This window comes from Thalassotalea sp. G2M2-11 (assembly GCF_017168195.1).
Lineage (GTDB): Bacteria > Pseudomonadota > Gammaproteobacteria > Enterobacterales > Alteromonadaceae > Thalassotalea_E.
Window position 1 is genome coordinate 1,086,644 of the sequence record NZ_JADNYL010000002.1, and the last position, 12,426, is coordinate 1,099,069.

A 12,426-nucleotide genomic window follows, 5' to 3' on the forward strand; every position below is an offset into this window, starting at 1 on the left:
ACGCGAATTGAGGAAGAGTTCACATGAGTAAAAATGTTTATCAATTTATCGATGTCAATCGCATTGATCCTCCCAAAAAACCGATTGACCAACGCAAAATCGATTTTGTTGAAATTTATAATCCATTAAGTAGCGATCAAAGTGCAGGACAAGCCGATCGCTGTTTAGATTGTGGTAACCCCTACTGTGAATGGAAATGCCCAGTGCATAACTATATTCCACAGTGGTTAGAGTTAGTGACCGAAGGTAAAATATTTGAAGCCGCTGAACTATGCCATCAAACCAACAGCTTACCCGAAATGTGTGGCCGAGTTTGCCCACAAGACAGGTTATGTGAGTCTGCTTGTACCTTAAATGATGAGTTTGGTGCTGTTACCATAGGCAATATCGAGAAGTACATTACCGATACTGCATTTGCCCAAGGTTGGACACCTGATTTATCACAAGTGACGAAAGTAGGTAAAAAAGTTGCCGTTATTGGTGCTGGACCAGCGGGTCTCGCCTGTGCTGACGTATTGACACGTAATGGTGTCGACTGTGTCGTGTTTGATAAACACGCTGAAATTGGCGGTTTACTTACCTTTGGTATTCCGTCATTTAAACTTGAAAAATCGGTGATTAAAAAACGTCGTGAAATATTTGAAGGCATGGGCATTGAATTCCGCTTAAATACCAATGTTGGTGTGGATATCGAATTTAAGCAATTAAGTGATGAATATGACGCAGTATTTTTAGCCTTAGGGACGTACACAGATATGTCGGGAGGGTTTGACAATGAAAACTCACCAGGTGTATATAATGCCCTCGACTTCTTGATCGGCAACACCCAAAACGTCATGGGGTTAACAGAAAACGTGAAGCCCTATGTGAACTTTTCTGGCAAGAAAGTCGTTGTGCTTGGTGGTGGTGATACCGCGATGGACTGTGTCCGTACTTCAATTCGTCAAGGCGCAGAACAAGTCACTTGCGCTTATCGTCGTGATGAAGAAAATATGCCAGGCTCACCTCGTGAAGTACAAAATGCTAAAGAAGAAGGCGTTAACTTCCAATTCAACATTCAACCACTTGATATCGCTGTAGATAATGAAGGTAAAGCGTGTGGGGTAAAATTTGTTAAAACCCAACTTGGTCAGGCTGATAGCAACGGTCGTCGCCGTCCAGAGCCTATAGCAGGTAGTGAATTTGTCATGCCAGCTGATGCTGTGGTGATTGCCTTTGGCTTTTTACCAAGCCCGCCACAATGGATGAAAGACGCCGGTGTTGAATTAGATGAAAAAGGGCGCGTGATCGCAGTAGATAATAGCGAATTCGCTTTACAAACCTCTAAGCAAAACATATTTGCTGGTGGCGATATGGTACTTGGTTCAGACTTAGTCGTTACTGCGATTGACCAAGGACGAAAAGCTGCATTAGGAATATTAGACTACGTGCTCAGCTAATCTAACCCTCTAACTTTCCCAAAAAAGATAGCTTTGGCTATCTTTTTTTATTTGAATAAAGTGTCTCTGCAAAGGTGTCATTAAAACAGTACTATGACAATCTGTTATACTAGATATTGATTGTTCAATTGGGTAGTAGTTGATGTACAAATTAGTGAACTTCTTCAGTTATATCTTGGTATTATTGTCACTATACCCTCTGAATGCTTTTACTGCTGAAACAACTTATTATCAAATTGATGTCGTCACTGAGTATTTAGCGCCTTATCAAACTCAAAATAGTGACGGCTCGCTCGGCGGCTTTGCCACTGAAGTGATACACGCCTTATTTGAACAAGCCCAAAGCGAAGCTAACATCACTGTAATGCCTTGGGCTCGTGCCTACCAAACCGCGATAACTAATGAAAATATCATGATATATTCAATGGCCAAGACAGCAAAACGGACACCTTTATTTCGCTGGGTTGGCAAGTTAACAAAAGAACGGTTATTTTTTTGGGGATTAAAAAACCAATTCTTTCAGGATGAAATCCCTCTGGCTTTATTAAAAGGTAAGCGAATCGCAGCAACAAAAAATTCAAACATTGAAAAATACTTAACCCGTCATAACTTTTTCAACACTCACCTTATTACCAGAGAAACCCAAGCCATACGTATGCTTTATCTCAATCGAGTAGATCTTATCATTGACACAGAAATTAACATGATTGCAAAAACACGAAGCCTAGGCTTAGATATTGATATAATAAAAAAGATAGGCGAAGTAATAGAGCTGAACAATGATTTAGCTATCGCCTTTAATCTCAACTCAGATGAAAAAATGGTAAAACACTTTCAACAAGCTTATGGTGAGATCAGCAAAAACGGGGTACTCAATCAGCTTAAACAAAAATGGCAAATCACAGAAACACAGTAACCTGATCAAAAAAATGCGGACAACTGCCCGCATTTAATTATTAATAATTGTAAAAGTGTAGGTTATACCATGTCACTAAAAGGGTTGACGCTTGGCAATTCAATGGTATTTTTCATACCAGTCATTGAGATGCTAGCCGCGGTTAATTCCACATCTTGATCCGCTAATACACCATCACCAAACTTATAGATCAAATCAAATTGTGCATTATCCGCTTGATGACGATACGCTTGCTGAGCATATTCAACGGAAATCAATTTATCACGATAACACTCCATGGCTTTCGCGCCATGACGTTTCTCCATCATAGATAAGGTCACATTAGGTGAGAAAATAGTCGCGGTTGCATTGTTACCACCAAAGCCTTTTGAATTAATAAATGCAATATCCATATCCTGACATTGCCAATGCTCAGTGGCAATATTTAATCGCTCGTCATAGACATCGTCTGCCACTTTATCAATGGTGGTGATACCCGGCATAATATTATATTCAAAAACCCCTAGCGCCCACGCAACCTGATCACCACTAGCAGGGCCAATAGTATGACCTAAATATGCTTTAGGCGCTGCTACAGGCCAATTTGAGATACCAAAGCTGTCAGCGATACGGTGATATATTAATGATTCCGTGACACGATTTTGCGGTGTACTAGAGCCATGCGCTAAGATAAAACTACGTTGTTGTACCGCTTCTTCGCCGAGAATACTTTTTGCTAAAGCGACCGATTTGGCCATAGTAATATAATTACCTGGACCCGGCGCTGTAATCGACTTTTTGATGCCATCTGCATTGGTATACACATCCGCGATAGAACCTAACACTTTAGCACCTAGTTCCAAGGCTAAACTATCATCCATAATCACCAAAAACTGAGCCGCTTCACCGATAGTAAAGCCACAGTTCTCGCCAAACGGTCGGCTAGTTCTTCGATGATCGGCTTCACCTTCGGTGATACCATCAAGTTTCTTCAACCCTTCTTCATTTGCTAAGGCACTCATATTACCAAAGCCTTCTATCACCTCTGGTGTGATAGAGCAGTCATTACCACCGACAATAGCAAGTCGAATACGCCCAGCCTTGATATCTTGAACAGCCGCTTTTAAATTATATAAAAAAGTCGCGCAGGCTCCGGTTGAAGTAAATGTTGTCCCGACACTACCTGTGACATAAGCATTGATAAAGTCAGTTGACATGGTATTTAAACCAAGCGCTAAGTTTTTCGTTGAAACACGCTCTCCTCGTAAACGATTTTGCATCATACCGCCATGGCCTTCGGCCTGAACTTGGCCAAATACCGAAGCTGAATAAGTGCCTATCTCATCAGGACTGACATGACTGGCCAGCGTATCCCACGAATAACCAGTGGAATGGATAGCATCTGCCGCGCCAAAAATTGTCGCTTGTAACCCGCGAGGCTGGTATCGGCTATTGTAAAGCACTGCTGGATCGAACCCAGTAGGAAACTGCCCCGCGGCTTTAATCGGATTGTCTCGTGTTGAGGCATGCATCACTTCAACTTCGCCGGCAATTTCAACCCGCACACGCTTATCACTAAGCTCTGTGATTTTCCAACTTCTCGGTAACGGTACTGGTAAGTCTCGAGCACGCGTTTCAAAACAAATACCTGTCTCTGAAGACTGCATGGTTAATTTTTGTTGCCAAGAGGTCGCATCCGGATCAAAATGCTCTGCTTCAATTTTGCGAATAAGCGTTCCTGCTAAAATTTGTTCACCAAACTTTGCTTCCACTTGATCTGGAGTCACTTCATTACCGTCTTGATCTTGTAACTTACCATCTGTGTAAGTTAATAAATTCATCAAAGTCGCTAAGCCAACAAAAGTTTCTTGGCGTGCTTCTTCATTTAATTTATCAATCACAATACGACGAAAACCTTGGTGAAATGAAGTTCGTCCAGCGGCATTGATACCACCCATTCCAACAATTACTGGTAATGCAGTCATTAAATTTTCTCTCAATATAGGGTAACTAAAATACTTATTACACTAGTGTAAAAATAAACCTTCATAAATAATGGTTAAATTTAGCCATTTATTATGCCAAAATAGCCAAAAGTAACCAAAACATCATTCATATGCCGAGATCACGTAAGTTACGCGACAATAAAATCACTATCGCCCTAGTGTTATATGATCATATGTTGGCGACCAGCGTGAGTTTACCGTTAGAAATGCTACGTGCTGGTGAAGCAATTGGTATTAGAGAAAACAAGAAAGCACCACGTTTGGCCATTCAAATGGTGGCAGAAACAACCGAAGCGGTAACAACGCGAGCTTTAATCAAGTTACTGCCCGATACCAGTGTTGCACAGGCCATAACACCTGATTACGCATTTATTCCCAGCTTATGGCGCAATCCACGCCCTGGCATAAAAAAACAACCTCAACTCATAAAATGGCTAAACAATATTTGGCATCAAGGCAGTACCTTAGTAGGCGGCGGTACTGGTGTTTGTTTTTTAGCAGAATCCGGTGTGCTAGACGGCCACTCGGCAACGACCCATTGGCATTATGTTGAACAATTTAAACGTGATTACCCAAAAGTTGAACTTAAGCCTGATTTTTTTATCACCCAATCAGAACGCATTTATTGTGCAGCCAGTTTAAATGCGCTGGCAGACATTGTCGTTCATATTATTGAACAAATTTATGGCAAAAGTGCAGCACAGCATGTTGAACGTAACTTCTCCCATGAAATTCGTAAACCATATGAAGAACAACGCTATTTAGAAGGTGCCGTCAACAGGCATTCCGATGAGTTGATCACCCAAATTCAATTCTGGATGAAAACCAACTTAAGTGCAGATCTGTCATTACGCGAATTAGCCGAACAGTTTGGCATCAGTCAACGCTCGTTTACCCGACGTTTTAAAGCCGCAAACGGGGTAAACGCCATGAGCTATTGGCGGCAATTAAAACTTGAATTAGCCAAGGATTTACTGACATCAAGTAATTTGTCGATACAGGAAATTGCGTTTCAAGTGGGTTACCAAGATCAGGGACAGCTGACAAAACTATTTAAACGTGATCTTAACACCACTCCCAGTCAGTACCGTAAGATGGTAAAACGAAAACTATTTAGTCAGTAATTGAGCGACAACGTTTTTTACTGACAAAATTCATCTTGCAAGAATGCAATTAAACGCACCACTGAGTGATTAGCAATACTGTAATAAATAGTTTGCGATACTCGGCGAGTTTTCACTAACCCATCGTTACGTAATCTGGCTAAATGCTGGGATAAACTCGACTGGCTTAAATCTACAAACTGGTTTAATTCAGTCACTGAAAGCTCTTTTTCCCCCAAGTGACATAAAATCAATAAGCGATTCTCATTACTCATTGCTTTTAGTAAATCAGCCGCTTGTCCTGCATTATTTCGCATTTCGGCAATATCTATTTCAGTATTTTTACTCATCTGCACTAACCTTAGTAAAACTTACAATTGATTTTACATTAGTATATGCTAATATAAAAGTATATTAACAAAACCTAATATAATAAAGAGGCCACATTGTGTTGCGTTATTCACAATTACTACAGTTTGTCTTAGCTAAGCCTAAAGTCATTTACGCAATTGTCATGCTAATGGTCGTGACCAGTTTAGCCATGATGCCAAAACTGACGATAGATACCGATCCTGAAAATATGCTCAGTCAGGATAATCCCGATCGTGTACTGCATAACCAAGTAAAAACACAATTTAATATGCCCGATATGATCGTCGTTGGTGTGGTCAGTGAACAAAGCATTTATCAACCAGAAACACTGGCAATATTACAGCAACTGTCTGATCAAATTCTCGACATTGATGGTGTTATCACCCAAGATTTACTCTCACTCAGTGTCGTGGATAACATTCGCCAAGAAAGCAATGGTGGTATCCGTTTTGAGTATTTAATGAAACAGGCACCAACAACGCTAAAAGCAAGCCAAGCTGTCGCTCAAGCGGTAAAAAGATTACCTATGCTAAATAATACCTTGGTATCAGGAGACGATAAAGCCGCTGCTATTTATGTCCCAATTGAAGCCAAAGATCTTAGCTACCCAGTGGCTCAGCAAATACGAGCAATTAGTCAGCAATTTGCCGATAACCCCGTGCAATTTCACATCACAGGCTTACCCATTGCCGAAGATCAGTTTGGTTATGAAATGTTTGTCCAAATGGGGGTAGCTGCGCCATTAGCAGGTTGTGCGATCTTTGCGTTACTCTGGTTTTTCTTTCGTAATATCCCATTGATCATTGCTCCAATGGCAGTCGCGATGGCGACAGTAATCATTATTATGGGCTCATTAATTGGTCTTGGCTTTACTGTCCATATTATGTCGTCGATGATTGCGATATTCTTGATGCCAATTGCGGTCGTTGATTCAGTCCATATACTGTCAGAATTTGCGGATCGTTATCGTCAAGGTGATCATGTTGATTCTGTCATTCAAAAAGTGATGTCTCACCTGTTTACCCCGATGCTGTACACCTCAATTACCTCAGCAGTCGGTTTTTACTCTTTACTGTTAACCCCAATTCCACCCGTTAAAGTATTTGGCGCCTTTATAGGTACCGGTATTTTATTAGCCTTTGCCCTAACCGTGCTGTATTTACCTGCGTATTTATCAAGATTAAGCCCAAAAGCTTTGACCAATTTACAAACAGCCGTTGCTCACATGGAGCAAAAAGGGAAATTATCCTCGGTACTTCATTGGTTGGGTGCGATTGCCACTCAAAAAACAAAAACGATTTTAACCGTTTTCTCCTTGTTATTAATATTTAGCCTAGTGGGTATTTCACGCATTGAAATCAATGATAATCCGGTTAACTGGTTTAAAGCCGATCATGAAATTCGTATTGCTGACAAGGTACTTAACCAACACTTTGCCGGTACGTATGATGCGTGGTTAGTATTTAAGAACAAAGAAAACACCAATGGCCAACATACGCTTGAATTTAATGAACTTGTTAATCAAGCCACTGTTGCAGGTATTGATACGACAGCTATCAAAGCCAAGCTTGAGCAAAGCAATCAACAAGCACTCTTTGATCAAGCCATGTTAATTACAATCGATGATTTAGCCTTTAGTGTCACTGATGAGCAACTGCCGTATGTTGAACGGTTATTACAATTTGTTGATAAGCAAATCAATGCGCAAAAACTCTTTATGCAACCTGCGATGCTCAATTGGCTCGCTAAGCTTCAACAAGCAATGAACCAAACCGACTTGGTGGGTAAGTCTAATGGCTTAAGTGATATTGTTCGCACCGTTAATCGTGAACTACATTCTGGTCAAGCTAGTGATTTTGTTATTCCCAACAGCAGTGAAGGGGTCGCACAAACCTTATTACAATATCAATCATCGCACCGCCCACAAGACTTATGGCACTTTGTTAGTCAAGACTATCAACAATCGTTGATCTGGCTGCAAATGACCAGTGGTGATAACCAACATACCAGTGCAGTGGTTGATTGGGTCAACCAATACATTGAGCAACACCCTTCCCCTATGCCTGTTGATATTGAATGGGCGGGTAAATCTTACTTAAACATAGTGTGGCAAGATGCCATGGTCAACGGCATGATCAACAGCTTGTTATCATCTTTTGTCATCGTGTTTTTAATGATGGTGGCATTATTCCGTTCATTTAAATACGGAGTGATGGCCATGTTACCACTGACCTTCACCATCAGTATGATTTACGGTTTAATCGGTTGGTTCGGTAAAGCCTATGATATGCCTATTGCGGTGTTGTCGGCACTCACTTTAGGTTTATCGATTGATTTTGCCATTCACTTTTTACAACGAGCACGTGAACTAGAAAAAGAAACACAAAGCCTGCGTAAAGCGTTAGCGATGATGTTTGAAGAACCAAGCAGAGCAATATCGCGCAACGCTATCGTTATCGCCGTTGGCTTTACACCATTATTACTGTCGCCATTAGTGCCTTACATTACCGTCGGCTTTTTTCTGGCGAGCATTATGATGGTCTCAGCCATAGTGACTCTATTGTTGCTACCGGCACTATTAACACTTATTAAAGGTAAAACCAACGCCAGCAAGGCAGTTTAAGGAGTTATCATGTTATTAATTATACGATTGTTGGCTATTGTCATCATCAGTGGCCTAATGTCATCGCTGATATATGCGGCAGATGTCAATGAAATCATCAAAAAAAGTAATTTAGCCTCATATTATGCAGGCGATGATGGTCGTGCCCAAGCACGAATGATCATTGTTGATGCCAATGGTAATAAGCAAATGCGCCTGTTTACCATCTTACGCAAAGATCAGGCTGATCTTGGTGATCAAGACATGTTGGTATTTTTTTCTCGCCCTACCGATGTCAAAGGTACAGTATTTCGTGTAACGAAAAAAATGACCTCTGATGATGACCGTTGGTTATATTTACCCGCACTTGATTTAGTTAAACGAATTTCCGCAGGTGATAAACGTACCTCGTTTGTTGGCGCTCACTTCTACTATGAAGATGTATCAGGAAGAAACCCAGCTGAAGACAATTTTAGTTTAATTAAAGAAACACCAGAGCACTATGTGATCAAGGCTACACCTAAAGATGCTAACTCAGTGGAATATGCCTATTATCATGTCACCATAGACAAGCAAAATTATATTCCTATGCAAGTGCAATACTTTAACCCATCGGATGTTGCGATTCGGGAATTAAAGGTGTTGAAGCTTGAAAATATCCAAGGTTTTCCTACGGTATTGCACGCTAAAATGACCCGTTTAACCGATGGTAGCTATACAGAAATGCAGTTCAGAGGCGTAAAATACAACATCGGTTTACCCGACAGTATTTTCTCCGAGCGAAGCTTACGCACGCCACCTAAAGCCTGGTTGAAATAATAAAGTAGAGGTAAGCCATGTTGCGTCCAATCGTTATTGCTATTGCTATCTTTCTCAACTGCCTAATTATACCGTCATCAGCACAAGCCGAAACTCCCACATGGCAAAGCGCTGCGGCTGTTGATGACTGGAGTGAAGAAAGCTGGGATGATGACAACTGGGGAGAAGAACAACACTCCCCTTGGCAAGTCACCGGATTTATTGAAGCCGCCTACGGACAGTTTTTACAAGATAATATCGTCAGCTCAACGCAATCATTGACAGAATTACGTGGCCGTATCAATGTCGATTACAGTCATTCAGTATTTCAATTAACCGCGAAAGGAGACGTGTTGTTTGATAACGTCATTAATGATAATCAATGGCAAACTCGTGAGCTCAACATTGCTTTTAGCCCAGTAAACAATCTTGATATTAAAGCGGGCCGCCAAGTGTTGACTTGGGGCACAGGAGATTATGTTTTTCTTAATGATTTGTTTGCTAAAGATTGGCAGTCATTTTTTTCAGGTCGTGATGATCAATACTTAAAAGCGCCATCTGACAGCATAAAAGCAACTTGGTATGGTCAAAACCTGTCAATCGCCCTGGTCTGGACTCCCGATTTTACTCCCGATAACTTTATCACTGGCGAGCGTTTCTCTTTTTATTCACTCAATGATCTCGCTCAAGTAGCGCCCGCTCAATATTTTCAAGTAGATCAAACAACAGGCTCACAGTGGTCAAGCCGAATAGCTACGACCATAAACTCAGTTGAATATGCCATTTACGGGTATCGTGGTTACTGGCCAACGCCGCAAGGAATGAAAATGGCTGACAATACAAGTTTACTCCCCTATTTTCCTAAACTAAATTCATGGGGAGCCAGTGCCCGTATGCCATTGGCAAACGGCTTATTCAATGTAGAGTATGCCAATTACCTTAGCCTCGAGGATAGCAATGGAAGCAATCCATTAATTGCCAATAGCCAACACAGATTTTTACTGGGGTATGAGACAGAGTTATTCAAAAATTTTACCGCCAGTGGCCAGTTTTACCTTGAACACACGCAAGATCATCAAGCCTATGTAAATAGCCTGCCAATGATGGAATTAGCAGTCGAACAGAACCGTCAGGTAGTCACGCTACGCTTCACATATCGAGCGATGCAGCAACGCCTGCAGTGGTCGCTATTTAATTTTTACTCGCCGACAGATGAAGACGGTTATCTTAAGGCATCTGTTGATTATCGTTACAGTGATCGCTGGTCAGTCGCTTTAGGTAGCAATATTTTTTATGGTGAACAGGCACATACATTTTTTGCTCAACACGAACAAAACACCAATGCGTGGTTGCGTATCACCGCGCAGTTTTAATCAAAAAATTAATTTAATCGTTAAGGAGTTCTCATGACATTAGAAAACGCTGTATTAAGATTTGCCGGGGTTATGGTGCTGCTTTCTGTCGCCTTGACCGTTTATGTACACGCTAATTTTATCTGGCTCACTGTTTTTATCGGCGCTAACTTGCTCCAGTCATCTTTTACTGGCTTTTGTCCTGCGGCAATCTTCTTTAAAAAGTTGGGAATAAAATCGGTGGCCGATCAGGGACAAAAATAGCAGAAAAACACTGGGTTCTATGAATGACTTGTTATAAGCTAAGCGCATGATAACAAGTCATCAAGCCAGCTAACACCTTATAACAGTGTTCGGTGTTAACCGTGTTGAACCAATAAAATAACAGAGTATTAAATGAGCGATTTATTAACGGCAAAAAATCAAATCAGTCAAATGTTGACCATGCAAGATGCAATGAACTCACGTGTGAGCGAAACATGGCGTGATAACGGCTACGAATGGTACCGCGCTATTTGGGTAGAATGTGCTGAAATGTTAGATCATCACGGCTGGAAGTGGTGGAAACATCAAGAGATTGACGTAGCGCAAGTGCAGCTTGAATTAGTCGACATCTTTCATTTTGGTTTAAGTTTACGATTAATGACAGGTGACAATGTCGAAAGTATCACTAATGAGCTTGCAGTAGAGTTAACTCAAACTCCCCAAGAAACAGATTTTAAATTAGCATTAGAGCAACTCGCTTCCTCGGCCGTGACAGATAAAGCCTTTAATGCCCAAGCATTAGCCGATTGCATGCACTTGATGTCGATGGACTTAGATGAGCTTTTCCGCCAGTACGTGGGTAAAAACACCTTAAACTTTTTCCGTCAAGATCACGGCTATAAAGAAGGCAGCTATATTAAAGTTTGGCAAGGTGAAGAAGATAATGAAGTGCTTGCTAAATTAGTCAAAAAATTAGATGCCAGTGCTAATGATTTTCAGCAGCAATTGTATGACGCACTCAAGGCACACTATCCAAACTAATCAAGCTCAGGTTTGTATAAGAAATAGTGCTAAGTTTAATCAAACAATAACTTAATAGTACCCTATATTGCTAGCTTGATATTTTTGTCTGAATTCAAGGCTTTTTGGAGCAGAAACAACTAGTTATTTCGCTTCAAAATAACGCAGAAGTCAGTAAAAATAGCTGCTAGAAGCGCATGAATTATGCGAAGCTGAGGTTAATTAACATGGCAACATAATACACAGTGATTATGTTGCCTAATCTATCGGGACATTTGAATCATGCGTGACCTACTGCTCATTTTGCTATTATTGCTGATCATGTCGCTTAACCTGTTTGATCTGTATAGTGATCTCTTACATGGCACATCAACTTGGCATATTAGTGTAGAAGCGCTATTAGTGATCGCCACCGCTGCCGCGGCAATATCTTTGATAAGAAAACTTAATGCTCAAGCAAAGTCTTTAGCGAGTACGAAAAAGCAATTGCTTGAAGCCAACCAAAATTTCTCCAATCTCTCAGCTGAAATGGTAACCGCGCGTCATAACTACAGTGCATCTATCCATCAGCAATTTAATCAATGGCAGCTAACGAAAAGCGAACAAGAAATCGCTCTACTAATGCTTAAAGGGCTTAACTTTAAAGAAATCAGTACGGTACGAGAAACAAAGGAAAAAACGGTACGTCAGCAAGCTTCTAATATTTATAGCAAAGCAAATGTTGAAGGCCGACACGAATTTTCTGCCTGGTTTTTTGAAGACTTCCTCAATTAAACTCTCAAATAAGTCAATTTTAACAATTTGAATTTACTGTGTTTTTTTATGCTATAGACAAATGTCCGATGTGAATATTA

11 protein-coding genes are annotated in these 12,426 nt (G+C 40.8%); 9 read left to right on the forward strand and 2 right to left on the reverse strand.

All coding sequences use genetic code 11. The features are described from left to right. Positions 1 to 23: 23 nt before the first annotated feature. Positions 24 to 1,439, forward strand: a complete 1,416-nt coding sequence (locus IV514_RS10735) for an FAD-dependent oxidoreductase (RefSeq protein ID WP_206485211.1) — start codon at positions 24 to 26, stop codon at positions 1,437 to 1,439. A 142-nt stretch (positions 1,440 to 1,581) separates the two neighbouring features. Further along, a complete protein-coding gene (locus tag IV514_RS10740; protein WP_206485212.1) occupies positions 1,582 to 2,355 on the forward strand; it encodes a transporter substrate-binding domain-containing protein in 774 nt (257 codons plus the stop codon). Positions 2,356 to 2,417: 62 nt separating this feature from the next. Here IV514_RS10740 and IV514_RS10745 read toward each other — a convergent pair whose 3' ends face one another. Beyond that, positions 2,418 to 4,319 (reverse strand): beta-ketoacyl synthase, encoded by a 1,902-nt coding sequence (locus IV514_RS10745; RefSeq protein ID WP_206485213.1) that lies wholly within the window; start codon positions 4,317 to 4,319, stop codon positions 2,418 to 2,420. A gap of 131 nt (positions 4,320 to 4,450) precedes the next feature. Between IV514_RS10745 and IV514_RS10750 the strand changes: the two genes are divergently transcribed. Beyond that, positions 4,451 to 5,464, forward strand: a complete 1,014-nt coding sequence (locus IV514_RS10750; RefSeq protein WP_206485214.1) for a helix-turn-helix domain-containing protein — start codon at positions 4,451 to 4,453, stop codon at positions 5,462 to 5,464. A 17-nt stretch (positions 5,465 to 5,481) separates the two neighbouring features. On the opposite strand, the gene IV514_RS10755 is transcribed toward IV514_RS10750, so the two are convergent. Beyond that, a complete protein-coding gene (locus tag IV514_RS10755; RefSeq protein ID WP_206485215.1) occupies positions 5,482 to 5,793 on the reverse strand; it encodes a metalloregulator ArsR/SmtB family transcription factor in 312 nt (103 codons plus the stop codon). Positions 5,794 to 5,891: 98 nt separating this feature from the next. Here IV514_RS10755 and IV514_RS10760 point away from each other — a divergent pair, with 98 nt between their 5' ends. The 6 genes from IV514_RS10760 to IV514_RS10785 all read left to right on the forward strand — a co-directional run bounded on the left by IV514_RS10760 (position 5,892) and on the right by IV514_RS10785 (position 12,346). Continuing rightward, the gene (locus IV514_RS10760; protein ID WP_346776916.1) at positions 5,892 to 8,438 is read left to right on the forward strand and encodes an MMPL family transporter; all 2,547 of its coding nucleotides are present in this window, start codon (positions 5,892 to 5,894) and stop codon (positions 8,436 to 8,438) included. A gap of 9 nt (positions 8,439 to 8,447) precedes the next feature. Beyond that, entirely contained in the window at positions 8,448 to 9,236 is a 789-nt protein-coding gene (locus IV514_RS10765; RefSeq protein WP_206485216.1) for an outer membrane lipoprotein-sorting protein, read from the forward strand. Between the two features lie 17 nt (positions 9,237 to 9,253). Beyond that, a complete protein-coding gene (locus IV514_RS10770) occupies positions 9,254 to 10,588 on the forward strand; it encodes a hypothetical protein (RefSeq protein WP_206485217.1) in 1,335 nt (444 codons plus the stop codon). A 33-nt stretch (positions 10,589 to 10,621) separates the two neighbouring features. Beyond that, complete coding sequence (locus tag IV514_RS10775; RefSeq protein ID WP_206485218.1) at positions 10,622 to 10,831, forward strand: DUF2892 domain-containing protein; 210 nt, start codon at positions 10,622 to 10,624, stop codon at positions 10,829 to 10,831. 132 nt (positions 10,832 to 10,963) lie between these two features. Next, positions 10,964 to 11,593 carry a dUTP diphosphatase gene (locus IV514_RS10780; RefSeq protein WP_206485219.1) on the forward strand — a complete coding sequence of 210 codons (630 nt, stop codon included), beginning with the start codon at positions 10,964 to 10,966 and terminating at the stop codon, positions 11,591 to 11,593. A gap of 261 nt (positions 11,594 to 11,854) precedes the next feature. Beyond that, complete coding sequence (locus IV514_RS10785; RefSeq protein WP_206485220.1) at positions 11,855 to 12,346, forward strand: LuxR C-terminal-related transcriptional regulator; 492 nt, start codon at positions 11,855 to 11,857, stop codon at positions 12,344 to 12,346. Positions 12,347 to 12,426 lie beyond the last annotated feature (80 nt).